Here is a 17,370-nt window from a genome sequence, read left to right as displayed (position 1 = left end):
TTTGCCCTCCGTCGCCGTTGTTTTGTCAGATCGACAGAACAAGGAGACAGAAAAATGGCCGACTTCAACCCTACCTCTTCGGGGCGCAGCACCACAGGCATGGCCTTCGTCCTCGGCGCCGTCGTCGTCGTCGTGGCCGGGCTTGCCTGGTATGTGGCAGGCGGCGACATGCCGGGCGACCAAGCTGAAATCCAGATCAACGTGCCGGACGAGCTTGTTCCGGGCGACTAAGCCCCGCCGCCCCACCTCTGACCTGCTCAACGCCGGGTGCCGTATGGTGCCCGGCTTTGGCGTTGGCAGACCGGCCAACACGCATCGCAAATTCGCGCAAAACTCCGGCGCGTACGCTGGATTTGTGCAAAAAACGCGCATGCATCAGATGTGCATGCCCCGTGCATGCCCTGTGCCCCCCTCCCTCCGCTCCAAAACCACAGGTGCATCATGCTGACCCTCCAATGCCCCTACTGCGGCGTTCAGGCCGAGGAAACCGAGCTTCACGCAGGCGGCGAGGCGCATCTGAAACGCTTCGGCCCCGGTGCGTCGGACGAAGATTTCGAGGCCTATCTGTTTATGCGCGAAAACCCCAAGGGGGTGCATTTCGAACGCTGGCGTCACGTCAACGGCTGTGGCAAGTGGTTCCACGCCGCCCGGTGCACCATGACGCTTGAAGTCTTCGGCACATACTCTGCCCAGACCTCCGAGCCGCCGCAATCCATCCGCGCCGCGATCAGCGCCAAACGCCCCGGCTGGCAGTGGAAAGACTTCGCATGAGCTTTCACATTTTCAAAATATCCACGCCGCTCCCCCGACCACAGGCGACCACACTGGCAACCAGAAGGGCACTGACATGAGCACCCGCCTCGCACACACCGGTCGCCTGTTGACCAAGGCCCGCCAGATTGCTTTTACCTTCAATGGCAAGCACTTGACAGGCTTTGAAGGCGACACGCTGGCCTCGGCGCTGCTGGCAAATGACCAGATGCTCGTGGGCCGTTCGTTCAAATATCACCGCCCGCGCGGCATCATCGCCAGCGGCGCCGAGGAACCCAACGCGCTCGTCGGCCTTGGCACCGGCGCCAGCTTCGAGCCCAACCAGCGCGCCACCACGACCGCGCTGTTTGACGGTCTCGCCGCCGCCAGTCAGAACCACTGGCCCAGCCTGGACTTCGACGTGGGCGCCATCAACAACCGCCTCGCGCGGTTCTTCCCGGCGGGGTTCTACTACAAAACCTTCATGGCCCCGCGTGCGGCGTGGAAACACCTGTTCGAACCGATCGTGCGCCACTCTGCCGGTCTCGGCAAAGCGCCCCGCGACCGCGATGCCGACACCTATGAACATTTCTATGCCTTCACCGATGTTCTGGTGATCGGCGGCGGCGTCGCCGGGCTTCAGGCCGCCCTCGCCGCAGGCCGCGCCGGCGCACAGGTTCTGCTGCTGGAACAGACCCCACACTACGGCGGCCGCGCCCCGGTTGATGGTGGTAAAATCAATGACTTACCTGTGGATAAGTTTGTGGAACAAATCGTTGCCGAATTGGAAACGATGCCCAATGTCACCCTGCGGCTGCGCTGCATGGGGGCAGGGGTTTACGACCACGGTTACGTGCTTGGGTACGAACAACTCAGCGATCACACCCCCGGCATACCGGGTCCGCGCCACCGCTTGTGGAAGATCCGCGCCAAACAGGTGATCACCGCCACCGGCGCGATCGAGCGGCCTTTGTCCTTCGCCGGAAACGATGTTCCCGGCGTCATGCTGGCCGCTTCGGTGCGCGATTATGCGGTCAATTACGGCGTTTCCGTCGGGGATCGCACCGTGGTTGTGACCAACAATGACGATGCGTATCGCACCGCGATCACCCTTAAAACACTGGGGCTCGAGGTGCCGGTCATCCTTGACGCCCGCACCAAGGGCGGCGGCGATCTGATGGTGCAGGCCCGCGCGCTGGGCGTCCGGGTCGAAACCGGCAAAGGCATTGCCAAGGTGCTGGGCACCAAGCGCGTCACCGGCGTGGCGATCTGCACCCAAGCAGGCGAAGGCGCCGTGCTGGAAGAGATCGCCTGCGACGCGGTTGCCATGTCGGGCGGCTGGTCGCCGGTCGTGCATCTGTGGTCGCATTGCGGCGGCAAGCTGATCTGGGACGCCGCGCAAGCGATGTTCCGCCCGGATGTGGACAAAGCCCCGACAGGGGCCAGTGGAGAAGCCTTTGTTCTGGCAGCAGGAACCGCCAATGGCGCCTTGTCGCTGGGCGCCGTTCTGTCCGACGCCGACGCCGCAGGCAAGGCCGCCGCCACCGCCACGGGCCACAAGCCAAAATCTGACAGCGCCCCGCAGGGCGAAACCCCGGCCGAGGCTCTGATTGAACCCGTCTGGATGATGCCGCAGGGCGCGGGCGTCAAACTGCGGATGAAATCTTGGCTCGATTTCCAGAACGACGTGAAAGTCAGTGATGTCCAACTGGCGGCGCAGGAAGGCTACGAAAGCGTCGAACATACCAAGCGCTACACCACGCTGGGCATGGCAACCGATCAGGGCAAACTGAGCAACATCAACGGGCTGGCCACGCTGGCCCGCGCGCTGAACGCTGATATCCCCGCCGTGGGCACCACCACTTTCCGCCCGCCCTATACGCCGATCAGCATGGGCGCGATCGCAGGCGAGGCGCGCGGCGAGATCTTCCAACCGCTGCGCCGCTCGCCGATGCACGCGTGGCACGAGGAAAACGGCGCCTATTGGGAACCGGTCGGCCACTGGCGGCGGCCCTATTGCTATCCGCGCAGCGGCGAAACCCATGCCGACGCGGTCGCGCGTGAGGTTAACCAGACCCGCGCCTCGCTGGGCCTGCTTGATGCCTCAACGCTGGGCAAGATCATCGTCAAAGGCCCCGACGCGGGCCGTTTCCTCGATATGCTCTATACCAATATGATGAGCACGCTGGCCGTGGGCAAATGCCGCTATGGGCTGATGTGCTCTGAGAACGGCTTTCTCAGCGATGATGGCGTTGTGGCCCGCATCGACGATGACACATGGCTGTGCCACACCACCACCGGCGGCGCCGACCGCATCCATGCCCATATGGAGGAGTGGCTGCAAACCGAATGGTGGGATTGGCAGGTCTATACCGCCAACGTGACCGAGCAATACGCCCAGATCGCCGTTGTCGGCCCCAACGGCCGCAAGCTGCTGGAGAAGCTCGGCGGCATGGACGTCAGCCGCGAAACGCTGCCCTTCATGACTTGGGCCGATGGCGCGCTGGCTGGCATCGGCTGCCGGATCTACCGGATCTCGTTCTCGGGCGAACTGAGCTATGAGATCGCCGTGCCCGCCAGTCAGGGCCGCGCACTCTGGGACAAGCTGCTGGCGGCGGGGCAGGAATTTGGCATCACCCCCTATGGCACCGAAGCGCTGCACGTGATGCGGGCCGAAAAGGGCTTCATCATGATCGGCGATGAAACCGACGGCACCGTGATCCCTCAGGATCTGGGGCTGAACTGGGCGATTTCGAAGAAAAAGTCCGACTATCTGGGCAAACGCGCGCAAGAGCGCAGCCATATGGCTGATCCCAACCGCTGGAAACTGGTGGGTCTGGAAACCGTCGATGGTTCGGTCCTGCCGGATGGGGCCTATGCGGTGGCCGAGGGCGTGAATGACAACGGCCAGAAGGCAACGCAGGGCCGCGTCACCTCGACCTATCATTCGCCGACGCTGGGCAAGGGGATTGCCATGGGGCTGGTGCTGCATGGCCCGGACCGGATGGGCGAGGTGCTGGATTTCCCGCGCATCGATGGCAGCGTGGCGCAGGCGCGGATCGTTGATCCGGTGTTCTTTGACAAGGATGGGGAGAAACAGAATGTCTGACGCAGTCAGCGCGCTGGATGGCGCCACCTATGACGGCCTTGTCCGCCTCGAGGATCTGGGCCTGCGGGGCATGATCACCCTGCGCGGCGATCTGGCCTCGGTCGCGTTGAAAAACGCGGCAACCGGCGTGGCAGGCGTGGATATGCCCGCACAGCGCCGGGCCAATACGGTCGGCGAACGCGGGCTGCTGTGGATGTCCCCGGACGAGCTGCTGGTGCTGGTGCCCCATGCCGAGGCCGATCAAGCCACGCGCACCATGCAGGCCACGCTGGCGGGCACGCATTTCCTGACCGAAAATCTGTCGGATGCGCGGGCGATGCTGCGGATCACCGGCACGCCGACCGCCGTGCGCGAGGTCATGGCCAAGCTGACCCCGGTCGATCTGTCCCCCGATGCCTTCGGTCCCGGCGATGTCCGCCGCACCCGTCTGGCGCAGGTCGCTGCCGCATTCTGGATGCCAGACCACAACACCTTCTGCATCATCTGCTTCCGATCAGTCGCATCCTACGTCTTCGACCTGCTGAAAGCCGCCGCAGCCCCCGGCAGCGCGGTCGGGTATTTCGACCAAAGCTGAGCGCCTAAATTCGCCCCGCCGCAGCTGTGGCGGGGGGCGCAATCCGCCATTGGGGGTTGACCTTGGGCGCGGAAGGCTACCATCTACGGCAGACCGAAACGCATGAACCAAAAGGGGGCCGTACCATGGCTTTTGAACTTCCTGATCTTCCCTATGCCCACGATGCGCTGGCCGATCTGGGCATGTCCAAGGAAACATTGGAATACCACCACGACCTGCACCACAAAGCTTATGTCGACAACGGCAACAAGCTGATCGAGGGCACCGAGTGGGAAGACCGCCGCCTTGAGGATATCATCACCGGCACCTACGCGGCTGGCTCTGTGGCGCAAAATGGCATTTTCAACAACGCCTCGCAGCACTGGAACCACACGCAGTTCTGGGAAATGATGGGGCCGGGCGGCGCGGCAATGCCCTCCGAGCTGGAAAAAGCCATCACCGAAAGCTTCGGCTCGGTTGATAAATTCAAGGCCGATTTCTCGGCCGCCGGTGCGGGTCAGTTCGGCTCGGGCTGGTGCTGGCTGGTCAAGGACGCCGATGGCGGCCTGAAAGTCACCAAGACCGAAAACGGCGTCAACCCGCTGTGCTTTGGTCAGACCGCGCTGCTGGGCTGCGATGTGTGGGAGCATTCCTACTACATCGACTTCCGCAACAAGCGCCCGGTCTACCTGTCCAACTTCCTGGACAAGCTGGTCAACTGGGAAAACGTGGCCGCGCGTCTGGGCTAAGCCCTCGCGATTCCACTAACTTATCAGGCAGCCTCGCATCATTCATGCGGGGCTGTTTTTTTATGCGCGCTTGACCCGTATCAAGGCGGCCCCCCTGATTAACCTATTTTGTCGTCCTCAATGAATACCAGCGAGGAGAGATACGATGACCAAACTGACGCAAGGCACATGGGTTCTGGTGGCCGATGGAAAAAAAGCACTGTTTCTTGAAAATATCACCGATGAAAAAGATCCGAACCTGAAGGTTGTCCGGGTTCAGCAGCAGGACAATCCCCGCGATGGCGAACAGACATCGGATCGTCCGGGGCACACCGTGACCGCTGGCGGGGGCGGGCGTCGCGCGGCGATGGAAGGGGCGGATTGGCACCAGATCGCCGAAGATACCTTCGCCGCCGAAATTGCCGATATTCTCTATCAGCGGGCACATGCCGGGGCCTTCCGGCACTTGGTTCTGGTCGCGCCGCCCAAAACACTCGGCGAGTTGCGCAAGCACCTGCACGCCGAGGTGACGGCCTGCGTCGTCGCCGAGATCGCCAAGGATCTGACAAACCATCCGATGCCCGAGGTTGAAAAACTGGTCAAAGCCGACATCGCCGAGGCCTAATTGGCTTGTGCCCATCCTCTGTTTCCTTCAGCACTAAGGCAGGACAACAGGGGATGGGCACGGGCGCATGACAGACCAAAGCAAAGGCGTTCTGGCCATGATCGCCTGCTGTACCGTGTGGGGGCTGTCACCGCTCTACTACAAGATGCTGGCGCATATCCCACCGCTCGAGGTGCTGTCACACCGCACCCTGTGGTCGCTGGTGTTCTTTGCGGTTGTGCTGGCCGTGCAGGGGCGGATGGGGCCGTTGCGCTCCGCGCTGTCCAGCCCGCGTTCCGTCGTGATCATCCTGATCGCGGCGCTGGCGATTGCCACAAACTGGTTTTTCTTCATCCTGTCGGTCCAGATCGGCAAGGCGGTCGAGGCATCGCTGGGCTACTACATCTTCCCGCTGGTCGCGGTTCTGATCGGCGTCGTCGCCTTTGGCGAGCGGCTGAACCGGGCGCAGGGGCTGGCGGTCGCGCTGGCGGTTCTGGCAGTGGTCGTGCTGACGCTGGGCTTGGGTGTGGCGCCTTGGATCGCCCTCATATTGTCTGTCAGCTTTGGTCTTTATGGTCTTGTAAAGAAAAGCCTTTCCATCGGCCCGGTCATTTCGGTCACAGCCGAGGTGCTGCTGCTCAGCCCCATTGCGCTGATCGTGATCGGCATGGCGTGGCAGCAGGGGCACGGGGCGTATGGCGCCTCATTGGGCGACAGCCTGCTGTTGATGGTCTCAGGCCCGCTGACCGCCACACCGCTGATCCTGTTTTCCTATGCGACCAAACGGGTGTCGATGGCCACCGTCGGGCTGGTGCAATACCTCAACCCGACGCTGCAATTCATGTGTGCGGTGGTGATCTTTGGCGAACCGTTCGGGCAATGGCATGTCATCGCCTTCAGTCTGATCTGGGCGGCGCTGGCGATCTACTCGCTCGCCAGCCTGCGTCAGGACAGGGCCGCCCGCAAAGCCAGGGTCAGATCCGAGGCCGAAGCAATCGGCCTGACCAGCTCGCGCAGCGACTCATCGGCAAACCCCTGATCAATCACATGATCCAGCAGCGCAATCAGCGGCTGCCAGTATCCTTCGGTGTCCAACAGGAAAATCGGCTTTTGATGCAGGCCAAGCTGGCGCCAGGTCAGCACCTCGAAAAACTCGTCCAGCGATCCCGCGCCGCCCGGAAGCACGACAATCGCATCGCAGTTCATGAACATGACCTTTTTGCGCTCGTGCATGTTTTCGGTCACCACAAACCGTGTCAGATCGGTCTTGCCGACTTCGGCCCGCAGCAGATGCACCGGGATCACGCCAAAGGTGTCCCCACCCGCCGCCTGCGCCGCGCGGGCCACCGTGCCCATCAGCCCGACATCGCCCGCGCCATACACCAACCGCCAGCCATTCTCGGCCAGCGCCTCACCAACGGCCTCTGCCTCAGATGTGAACGCGGTGCTTGCTCCGGGGCGCGAGCCGCAAAAAACGCAGACAGAGGGGCTGTTCATCGTGATTTTCCTTGGTCAAAAAAGGGAAAAGTGATTTTGACCCGTGATAGCCTTGTTGATAGGGTCGCTCAACCGCCGAACGAACAAAAGGCGGGCTGGAAGGAAGCGGATGACTAAGCTGAACGGGCTGGCAGGAAGCCAGACCATGACAATTGCTGCCGTCGCAGGGGGCGCCTTGGTGGCCACCGCTGTTGGGCTGTATATGACGGGGGTCTTTGATCGGGCCGCGCCCGGCAACCCGTCCGGTGATGTGGTGACCGCCGCGCAGCCGATACTGAGCCAACCTGCCACAGCGGTCGAACCCGCATCCGACGCTTCTAATCCCGCGCCCGAACCCGCCATGACCGCGCCAGAACCACCGCGGTTTGACGTGGTGCGCGTCGAAGCAGATGGCACAACGCTTGTGGCCGGGGTTGCCGCCAGCGGCGCCACGGTCGATGTGCTTCTGGATCAACTGGTGCTGGCCGCCGCCGACCCCGGATCAGACGGAAAATTCGCGGCGTTCCTCAGCATCGAGCCGTCAGAGCAGCCCCGCGTTCTGAGCCTTGTGATGCATCTGGGCGATCAGACCATCGCTTCTCTCGATCAGGTGATCATCGCCCCGGCCCAGCAACCACAGGTCGTCGCCGCCGTTCAACCCGCGCCGCAACCGCCAGTTCAGACCGCCCCAGCGCAGACCACCCCGACACAAACTGCAACCGCAGGGGCACCGATCTCTGACGCCGGGTCCGCGCCGCCACAACCAACCGCCGGTACGGCGGGCGAAGCGACCGCCGCGCAGCCAACACAGGCGCCGGAACAGGCGCCGACAACCCCATCTGTGGCAGCGGTCACACCCAACACGGCAGGGGCCGCCGCGCCCCCCCCGCAGACCGCTCAGGACCAGCCGGCGGAAACAACCATCGCGACGACACAGCCGACCACCGCAACCGAAGCGCCGACACCCGCCCCGGCGGCAACCCCCACCACTGCGGCCCCCGCGCCAAAGGCCCCGGTGGTCATTCTGTCCAACGCCGACGGCGTTACCGTCCTTCAGTCACCCGCAGACGACACCGCCCCCCCCGAGGTCATGGCCTCGGTCTCGATCGACGCTGTCAGCTACTCGGATACTGGCGAGGTCGAGGTGTCAGGGCGCGGCGCCAGCATCGGAATGGGCACAGGGTCTGGTTTCGTCCGCGTCTATCTGGACAACACCCCCATCACCACATCGCGAATCGCTGCGGATGGCCGTTGGCACACGGAATTGCCGGGCATTGATACCGGCGTTTATACCCTGCGCGTCGATCAGGTCAGCGAGGATGGAAAAGTCACCTCGCGCGTCGAAACCCCCTTCAAGCGCGAGGCCGCCGAAAAAGTCGCCGCCGTGCTGCCCGCAGCCTCTGCCACCGGGCAACCGCAGGTGCAGGTGGTGACGGTCCAACCCGGATCAACGCTCTGGGCGATTGCCCGCGACAAATACGGCGAGGGCCGGATGTTCGTGCGGGTATTCGAGGCCAACAAAGATCGTATCCGCGACCCTGATCTGATCTATCCGGGGCAGATTTTCGCCGTGCCCGACTAGGCTGGCCATTGGCGGCAAAGCGCCTTATCTCTGGGGCCTGACCAAAGAAAGGGCCCCGATGCGCCGCCTTCAGATGACAGACGAAAACCTGAGCAATGAACGGATTTCGGGCCTGCGCACGATCCGGCGCGTGATCCCCTACCTGTGGCCCAAAGGCGAGGCCTGGGTCAAACGCCGGGTGGTGCTGGCAATGCTGGCGCTGCTGGCGTCCAAATTGATCGCCGTATCCACGCCGATGCTCTATAAACAGGCGGTCGATGCGCTGGCGCACGAAGGCGTGCCGGTGCTGGCGCTTGGGGCGGTTGGCCTGACCGTGGCCTACGGTCTGGCGCGGCTGATGTCGAACGGGTTTCAACAGCTGCGCGATGCGATCTTCGCCGCCGTGGGGCAGCGCGCCCTGCGCAGCCTGGCGCTTGAAACCTTCGTCCACATCCACCGGCTTTCGATGCGCTATCATATCACCCGCAAGACCGGCGGGCTGAGCCGGATTATCGAGCGCGGGGTCAAAGGCGTCGATTTCCTGCTGCGGTTCCTGCTGTTTTCCATCGGGCCGCTGGCGCTTGAATTGCTGCTGGTCGCGGGCATCCTGTTCTGGTTGTTCGATGTCTGGTATCTGGCCGTGGTGGTCGTCACCATCGCCGCCTATGTCTGGTTCACCTTCGCCGTCACCGAATGGCGCGTGAAACTGCGCAAAGAGATGAACGATCAGGACACCGATGCGAACCAAAAGGCCATCGACAGCCTGCTGAACTTCGAAACCGTCAAGTATTTCGGCGCCGAGACGCGCGAGGCCACCCGCTATGACAGCGCGATGGAGCGCTACGCCGCCGCCGCGCTCAAGACCTCCTACTCGCTGTCGTTTCTGAACTTCGGTCAGGCTTTCCTGATCACCGGCGGGCTGGTCGTGGTCATGGTGCTGGCCGCGATGGGGGTCGAGCAGGGCAAGCTGACCGTGGGCGATTTCGTCATGGTCAACGCCTATATGATCCAGATCACCATGCCGCTGAACTTCCTCGGGACAGTTTACCGCGAAATCCGTCAGGCGCTGGTCGATATGGGCCAGATGTTCGACCTGCTGGAACAACCCGCCGAGGTGTCAGATAAACCCAACGCCAAGCCCCTCGCGGTTGCAGGCGGCACCGTGCGCCTGCGCGATGTCTACTTCGGCTACGATCCCGAACGCCCGATCCTCAAAGGCGTCAGCCTCGAGGTGCCCGCCGGGCAGACCGTGGCCATCGTCGGCTCGTCTGGCTCGGGGAAATCCACCATTGGGCGGCTGCTGTTCCGGTTCTATGATGTGCAAGGCGGCGCGGTCCAGATTGACGGTCAGGACCTGCGCGACGTGACCCAGACCAGCCTGCACGACGCCATTGGCGTGGTGCCGCAGGATACGGTGCTGTTCAATGACACCATCGGCTATAACATCGCCTACGGGCGTGATGGTGCCACGCAGGCGGACGTTGAAAAGGCCGCCAAAGACGCGCAGATCCACGACTTCATCGTCTCGTTGCCGCAGGGCTATGACACCACCGTGGGGGAACGTGGCCTGAAACTCTCGGGCGGCGAAAAGCAACGCGTCGGCATTGCCCGCACCTTGCTGAAAAACCCACCGATCCTGTTGCTGGACGAGGCGACAAGCGCGCTGGATACCGAAACCGAACAGGACATTCAGGGCGCACTGGCCCGCGCCGGGCAGGGCCGCACGGTCATCACCATCGCCCACCGCCTGTCCACCATCGCCGACGCCGACCGCATCATCGTGCTCGAAGACGGGCAGATCACCGAAGAAGGCAGCCACACCGACCTTCTGGACCGCAAAGGCCGCTACTGGAGCCTGTGGCAACGCCAAGCCAGCGAACGCAACGAAGCCGCCTGAGGCCAACCCCGCCCAGTTCACGCGGTAGATACAACAGCACCCACCCGACGCGCACAAAAGGCAAGAGCGGGGCGCCAAACAGCCCCCTCCACAAAACGCTGAGACTGCATTTTGGGAGCGTCGGATATAAACACAGGCCACAACCGACTGATATCTTTGGCGATGACCACAGATCGCGAGGCTCCAGCCTGGAACACGTTCCATTTTTCTACACGTAACCATATCGGAAGCGGGAAATCGCTGCTACGCTTCGCGCTGTATTTCATATTCAGGTTGTATCAATGGGTTTTCAAAGGTCAGCTAAATCGATTTTCCCCGCAGCGTCTGCGCCATTCAGGCAGTCACAGGAAAATGACGGACGAGCCAGAACCGCCTTCGCTGAGCGCGTCGTTTTTGAGCCTCAACATGATCGGCCCGGCACGTTTGACCGACACCAAGCGGATCGGGCTCTCTCTGCCGAGGGACCAAGTCAAAAGACCGCCTTCGCAGAGTTGGAAAGGGGGGCTGAGACCGGCGATCACTTTGAATTCATGCATGCCTCGGACCGCAGTACATCATCATCCACCGAAGGCCGGGGCGCCCCCGAGCGGGCAACGAGTATAGATGCCGCCAGGGCCGCTGTCGACGACGAGGGCCGCCCAGACACAGGGGCCGGTCCAGACGACACGACGCCGCCCGAGGATACAGATCCCGATCCGGCGCCGCTGCCGGTTGATCAGCCAGAACAACCCGCAGCCCCCACCAACCAAGGCCGCCCCACCGGCGCCGTACCCGGCCTGCCGCAGGATTCGCCGCCAAGCCCGCCGCCGGGCGATGACAACGCCGAGTATGGTCGCGCGCCGGGGGATTTGCCTGACCTACCGCCGGATATCGGCCCGGTGACCAGCTATACCAGTGGCGGCTTGGCAAGCACATCCTACAACGTCGCGATCGAGTTCGTCGGCGTCTGGTCAACCCAATTGCAGTCAGCCTTCACCGAAGCCGCCGATTATCTCAGCTCGATCATCCTTGCTGAACTTCCCGACGCTATTGTCGATGGCGTGTTGATTGACGACATTGTCATCACCGCCACTCTTGAGGGAATTGACGGTGTCGGCGGGACGCTTGGCAGCGCGGGCCCACGCGAAATTCGCGGCGACGGCACGTTCCTGACCGCGACGGGTGCCATGACCTTTGACAGCGCAGACGCCGAAAATCAGCTTGGTCTGGGGAACTGGGAAAGCATCGTTCTGCATGAAATGATGCACGCGCTCGGCTTCGGCACGCTGTGGACTTTGATGGGGCTGACCAGCGGTTCTGTCGCCGGCGGGGATCTTCGCTTTGTTGGCGTGAATGCCACCGATACCTATCAGACCGAATTCGCGGGCATCGCGGGGGCCGATGCTGGCTCTTTGCTCGGTGTGCCGGTTGAAACCGATGGGGGGCCGGGAACGGCAGGCGGTCACTGGGACGAGCTTCTGTTCGATGAGGAAATCATGACGGGCTATGTCGACACGGGCAGCTATGTCTCGGATATGACCATCGCCGCACTCGAGGACATGGGGTACGACACCGTGTTCGACAATCCTTACAGTGCAACCGATCTGACCGGACCGATACCAGCGGATCCGCTTCTGGATTTGTTCGCCTGACGGCATGGATGCAGAAGCCGCGCGACCGCGCTCGACCTAGCGGCGAACGCCCGCTGCAAACGCCCGCTGCAAACGCCCGCTGCAAACGCCCCCTGTGCGTCGGAAGCGGTGAAAGCCTGACAGGTTTGGGGGCGAAATGGGCCACGCCCCCGTCACCCCCACCCCAAAAGGGCAGGGCGCTTGCCCAGCCCTTTATTCCGCCGCCTTCAGCCGGGCTTTTGCCACCGCGGCCTGATCCGTCACCACACTGTCCGCATCGGGCACGCCATCGTCCCAGATGATCTCGGTCGCGGTCTGCCGCCGGGCCGCGCGTGCCAGCGCCCAATCCTGTGCCGCCTGGCTGGACCGGCCCAGCGACATCGCCTTCAGCGCCCGTGCGATCCAGTGCACATAGGTGGTGAACCACACCCGCAGCGCCAGCATCGACGGGGTGAAAACAAGCGTCAGAACCGTGGCGATGCCCAGTCCGAACACCACCGCCGTCGCCAGCTGAATCCACCACAGCGCGGTCGGGCTGTTGATCGAATATCCGCCGTTGATGAAATCAAGGCTCAGCCCGAACATCATCGGCGCCAGCCCCGCCATCGTCGTGATCGTCGTCAGCAGCACCGGGCGGATACGATCCTCGGCAGTGCGAATGATCGCCTCGATCCGCGGCATATACGCGGAATATTCCTGATAGGTATCAATCAGAACGATATTGTTGTTCACCACGATTCCGGCCAGCGCCACGATCCCGGTGCCGGTCATGATGATCGAAAACGCCTGATCCATCACCAGCATGCCGATCAGCACCCCGACCGTTGACAGAACCACCGCCAGCAGCACCAGAACCGAGTTGTAAATGCTGTTGAACTGCGCCAGCAGGATGATGAACATCAGCGCCAAAGCCGCGCCAAACGCCTTGGCCAGAAATGCCCCGGATTCCGCCTGATCCTCTTGGTCGCCGGTCCATTCCCAATCGATCCCCGGACCAAACGGATCGGTCTTCAGCCACGTGGTCAGAAACTCGGTCCGCTCATTCGCATTGATCGGAATGGCGTGGGTGGTGCCGTCCTTGGCAACCACGGATTTGCTCAGCCCTTCGGTAACGGCGGCCTTGATGTCAAAATACCGCTTCTGATCCACGCGCTTGATCTGTGCCAGCTTCGGCACCGGCCGCCGGGTGATGAAATTCGCCAGCGGCACCAGCCCGTCCGTGGTGCGCACCTTGAGCGTATCGAGCGTGGACAGCACGCGGTCATCCTCGGGCAGGCGCACGCGGATCTCGATCTCTTCATCCGAACTGTCGACCCGCATCGTGTCCAGCAAAATACCGCGCGTCACCAGCTGCACCATCGCGCCCACGGTCGCCACGTCCGCACCGTAAAGGCCGGCCTTTTCGACATTCACGTCGATCTGCCAGTCGATGCCGGGCAGGGGCAGCGTGTCCTCGATCAGCTCAAGCCCGTCCGTTTCGTCAAACTTGGCGCGCGCCAGCTTGGTCGCGGCCAGCAAATCGTTCCAGTTGTCGCCCTTCAGCCGCAGATGCACCGGCTTGGCCGAGGCCGGGCCCATTGCCTGCGCCAGAATTTCGACCCCGATACCGGGGATCTCGGACAGGCTCTGCGTCAACTCGGCAATCACAAGATCCCCGTCCAGATCGGGCCGGTCGCGCCGGTCCTCCCACGGGATGGTTTCCAGCTGGACCTGACCGATCGTGTCCAGCGGCGGTTGCGCGCCGCCGGTATTGTTGTCCAGCCCGCTATCGCCGACAAACGCAAACGCGTTCAGAACGCCGGGGTGTTGCAGCACGATCTTCTCAGCCTGCGCGACCAGAGCATCCTTTTCCGTCAACGACAGGTTGCCGCGCGCCCGGACATAAACGATCGCCTGTTCCGGCTCGCTGTCCGTGAAGAACTCCACGCCCTTGCTGTTCTCGGAAAAAGTCGTGAACGTGACGGCGATGAACACCCCCACGGCGGCAATGGTCACCAGTGGCATCACCGGGTTGCCCGTTATGAACTTGATGAAATGGCCGAAGGGCGTGCGACGGTGGCCTGCCTTGATCCGGTTTCGGGTCCACTTGATTTCGGCTGCGCCCAGCGTGACCGACGCGGCAAACGCCCCCGCCAGAAACAGAACGCCGCCAACGGCCAGCCCTGCCATGGGCGGCACATTGCCCGGCAGCACATAGGCCGGGTTCAGCGCCTGCATTGCGCCCACAAACATCAGATACAGCGAGGGCAGCACCAATGCCGCACGCGCCCACCACGGCAAACGCCGCTTGAGCGCCTGCGACGCCCGATCAAAAATCCGGCTCAGCCGCCCCGACAGCCCGCCCACAATCGGCAGATAAATCAGCGCCACCACCAACGAGGCCGACAGCACGAAAATCAGGGTGATCGGCAGCATCCCCATGAACTGGCCGGGCACACCGGGCCAGAACAGCATCGGCAAAAACGCGCACAGCGTGGTCGCGGTGGAACTGACGATGGGCCAGAACATCCGCTTGGCCGCCTCGACATAGGCGTGCATCGGGCCTTCGCCCTCGGCAATGCGCTTGTCGGCGTATTCCACCACCACAATCGCGCCATCCACCAGCATCCCCACCGCCAGAATCAGGCCGAACATCACGATGTTCGAAATCGTCACGCCCATGATCGCCAGCAACACAAAGCACAGCAGGAACGAAGCCGGGATCGCAAACCCCACAAGCAACGCCGCGCGGCTGCCCAGACTGGCCAACACCACGATCATCACCAGCGCAATCGCCGTCAGAACCGAGCCCTCAAGCTGACTGACCATCGAGCCCACAACACGGCTTTGATCGTTCGAGGTGCCGGCGCTGACCGCCGCCTTCAGCTCCTCGGGCCAGTTTGCGCTGGCCTCGTCCAGCACCCGGCGCACCTCGGCTGTGGTGTCGATCAGGTTGAACCCTTTGCGTTTGACCACCTGCAACGCCACCGTGGGGCTGCCATTGAACCGCGCCACGCCGGTGCGGTCCTCGAAGGTCAGGCGAATTTCGGCCAGATCGCCCAGCGTGACCACGCGCTGGCCATTGATCTTCACCGGCAGTGTGTAAATATCGCGCGGCTCGTCGAATGATGACGGGATCTTGACCGAAAACGTGCCCTGCGCGGTTTCAACTTCGCCCGCCGCAATCAGCATGTTGTTGTTGCGCACCACGTTGATCAGCTCGGCTGCCGTGACGTTATAGGATTCCAGCCGCAGCGGGTCGATCACCACCTCGACCATTTCCTCGCGGTTACCCGCGATCCCGGCCTCCAGCACCGCATCCAGCGCCTCGATCCGGTCCTGCAGATCCTGCGCCACCTTCGCCATGGTGCGTTCCGGCACATCGCCGGTCAGGTTGATGATCAGGATCGGAAATTCCGAGAAATTGATCTCGTTCACAGTGTATTTGTCGAACCCTTCGGGAAACTTCCCCTCGGCGGTGGACATCGCTTCGCGGACATCGGCCATGATCTTGGTCTTGTCCCAGCCGAACTCGAACTCCAGCGCCACCCCGGCATAGCCTTCGGCGGCGGTCGAGCTCATCGTCTTCAGCCCGTCCAGATCGCTCAACTCGGTTTCCATCGGCTTGACCAGCAGGGTCTCGCTGTCTTCGGCGGAAATGCCGGGGAAGGGGACCGATACGAACAAAGCCGGGATTTCGATATCCGGCTCGCCTTCCTTGGGCAGGCTCCAATAGGCATAGCCCCCCGCAATCAGCGAAACGAGGATAAACGCCATCACCATCCGCGCGCGTGACGCGGCCCAATCCACCATTCCGGTCATTGCGTGGCCTCTTCTTGCCAGGTTGGCACCACCGCAACACCGTCAGTGACATATTCCTGGCCGACCACGATCACATCGACCTGATCGTCCAGCCCGGTCACCCAGACGCCCTTGACCGTATCGCGGATCAGCTGCACCGGCGCAAACTGCGCCACGCTGCCCGTTGCGACCAGCCGCACCCCCAGCCGCCCGTCGTCATCCAGCGTCAGCGCCGATTGCGGCAGAAGATGCGCGTTCGCCCCATCCGAGGCGATCATGATTTCGGCCGTCTGCCCGTCGCGGATGTTCAGGTCAGCATTGGGCACATCAATATCAACGCGAAACGTGCGGGTCTGCGGATCGGCCGAGCGTGACAAAAACGTGACCCGGCCCCGCACTTCGGCTCCGGTCGCCAACCGTGCTCCGGCCAGCGCGCCGACCGAAACCCGGCTTACCTCGGTTTCAGGCACATATCCCACCAGCTTGATCGGATCGAGCTGGATCACCGTGGCGCACAGCCCGCCAGATTGCAGCAGGCTGCCCAGCTCGGCCGCGTCGCTTTCCAACAACCCGCCGAACGGCGCCTTGATCGTCAAACGCTGCATTTCGGTTTCCGCCGAGGCCACCGCCGCCTCCGCAGACTGAATCCCCGCCTGCGCGCTCTGCACGCCCGAGCGTGCGGATTCCACGCCCGCCTCGGCCCCGCGGGCCGCCGCCTGCGTTGCCGCAACGCGGGTATCTGCGGCATAGCCATCCTTGGACAGCTTGCTGGCAACCGTATCGTTGATCACCGCCTCGTCCAGCCGCGCCTGCGCCTCTTTCAGCCGGGCCTGTGCTTCGGGAACACGGGCCTCTGCCTCGGCCAGCGCCGCGCGTGCCGTTGCCAACGATGCCGGGCGCGTGCCCGGATCAAGCTGGCACAGCACCTGACCAGCCTCGACATAGCTGCCTTTGCGCAGCGGCTCTGATATCACCTGCGCCCCGGTTTCTGCCCGCACCTCGACCGCGCGCGCCGCCTGGGTTTCCCCGCGCAGCACCACCGCGCTGTCAATCGCCTGCGCGCCCGAATGCACCGCAACAACCCCAATCGGTTTCAGCGCCTGCTCGGGCGCCACAGCGACCTCTTCGGTTGTTGCATCGATCTCCGCCGGGGCATCCTTTGACAGCGCAAACGCCATCAACGCGTCGCGCTCCATGACCAGAAGATACAGGACAGCGCTCACCAGAACGGCTGTGAGGATCGGAACAATTTTCATGGGTGGTCCTTTTCGCGCGACAGGGCCTGTTGGAATCCAGATGGGC

13 protein-coding genes are annotated in these 17,370 nt (G+C 63.0%); 10 read left to right on the top strand and 3 right to left on the bottom strand.

Annotated elements, in window-relative coordinates; genetic code table 11:
* Positions 1 to 54: 54 nt before the first annotated feature.
* From BSF79_RS19805 to rarD, 7 genes are all read left to right on the top strand, one after another.
* Complete coding sequence (locus BSF79_RS19805) at positions 55 to 231, top strand: hypothetical protein (protein WP_175545330.1); 177 nt, start codon at positions 55 to 57, stop codon at positions 229 to 231.
* 210 nt (positions 232 to 441) lie between these two features.
* Entirely contained in the window at positions 442 to 771 is a 330-nt protein-coding gene (locus tag BSF79_RS13805; protein WP_090270411.1) for a sarcosine oxidase subunit delta, read from the top strand.
* A 76-nt stretch (positions 772 to 847) separates the two neighbouring features.
* Positions 848 to 3,859, top strand: a complete 3,012-nt coding sequence (locus tag BSF79_RS13800) for a sarcosine oxidase subunit alpha family protein (protein ID WP_090270410.1) — start codon at positions 848 to 850, stop codon at positions 3,857 to 3,859.
* Positions 3,852 to 4,433 carry a sarcosine oxidase subunit gamma gene (locus BSF79_RS13795; protein ID WP_090270409.1) on the top strand — a complete coding sequence of 194 codons (582 nt, stop codon included), beginning with the start codon at positions 3,852 to 3,854 and terminating at the stop codon, positions 4,431 to 4,433. The genes BSF79_RS13800 and BSF79_RS13795 overlap by 8 nt, the downstream gene beginning before the upstream one ends.
* A gap of 125 nt (positions 4,434 to 4,558) precedes the next feature.
* The gene (locus BSF79_RS13790; protein ID WP_090270438.1) at positions 4,559 to 5,161 is read left to right on the top strand and encodes a superoxide dismutase; all 603 of its coding nucleotides are present in this window, start codon (positions 4,559 to 4,561) and stop codon (positions 5,159 to 5,161) included.
* A gap of 145 nt (positions 5,162 to 5,306) precedes the next feature.
* A complete protein-coding gene (locus tag BSF79_RS13785; protein WP_090270408.1) occupies positions 5,307 to 5,765 on the top strand; it encodes a host attachment family protein in 459 nt (152 codons plus the stop codon).
* 67 nt (positions 5,766 to 5,832) lie between these two features.
* A complete protein-coding gene (gene rarD / locus BSF79_RS13780; RefSeq protein WP_090270407.1) occupies positions 5,833 to 6,783 on the top strand; it encodes an EamA family transporter RarD in 951 nt (316 codons plus the stop codon).
* Here the strand turns inward: rarD and BSF79_RS13775 are convergent.
* The gene (locus tag BSF79_RS13775; RefSeq protein WP_090270406.1) at positions 6,690 to 7,241 is read right to left on the bottom strand and encodes an LOG family protein; all 552 of its coding nucleotides are present in this window, start codon (positions 7,239 to 7,241) and stop codon (positions 6,690 to 6,692) included. The genes rarD and BSF79_RS13775 overlap by 94 nt on opposite strands.
* A 109-nt stretch (positions 7,242 to 7,350) precedes the next feature.
* Between BSF79_RS13775 and BSF79_RS13770 the strand changes: the two genes are divergently transcribed.
* The 3 genes from BSF79_RS13770 (at position 7,351) to BSF79_RS13760 (ending at position 12,309) form a co-directional block, all read left to right on the top strand.
* Positions 7,351 to 8,802 (top strand): LysM peptidoglycan-binding domain-containing protein, encoded by a 1,452-nt coding sequence (locus tag BSF79_RS13770; RefSeq protein ID WP_139246444.1) that lies wholly within the window; start codon positions 7,351 to 7,353, stop codon positions 8,800 to 8,802.
* Positions 8,803 to 8,875: 73 nt separating this feature from the next.
* Entirely contained in the window at positions 8,876 to 10,678 is a 1,803-nt protein-coding gene (locus BSF79_RS13765) for an ABCB family ABC transporter ATP-binding protein/permease (RefSeq protein WP_090270437.1), read from the top strand.
* Positions 10,679 to 11,208: 530 nt separating this feature from the next.
* A complete protein-coding gene (locus tag BSF79_RS13760; RefSeq protein ID WP_175545329.1) occupies positions 11,209 to 12,309 on the top strand; it encodes a leishmanolysin-related zinc metalloendopeptidase in 1,101 nt (366 codons plus the stop codon).
* 192 nt (positions 12,310 to 12,501) lie between these two features.
* Here the strand turns inward: BSF79_RS13760 and BSF79_RS13755 are convergent, their stop codons facing one another.
* A complete protein-coding gene (locus BSF79_RS13755) occupies positions 12,502 to 16,089 on the bottom strand; it encodes an efflux RND transporter permease subunit (protein ID WP_090270403.1) in 3,588 nt (1,195 codons plus the stop codon).
* Positions 16,086 to 17,324 (bottom strand): efflux RND transporter periplasmic adaptor subunit, encoded by a 1,239-nt coding sequence (locus BSF79_RS13750; protein WP_090270402.1) that lies wholly within the window; start codon positions 17,322 to 17,324, stop codon positions 16,086 to 16,088. Before BSF79_RS13750 ends, BSF79_RS13755 begins: the two co-directional genes overlap by 4 nt.
* Positions 17,325 to 17,370: the final 46 nt, after the last annotated feature.

The sequence above is a fragment of the Thalassovita taeanensis genome (assembly GCF_900110775.1).
Classification (GTDB): Bacteria; Pseudomonadota; Alphaproteobacteria; order Rhodobacterales; family Rhodobacteraceae; genus Litorimicrobium; species Litorimicrobium taeanense.
The sequence above is the reverse complement of the archived record's forward strand: the minus strand, read 5'-3'. Positions and strand labels throughout refer to the sequence as shown.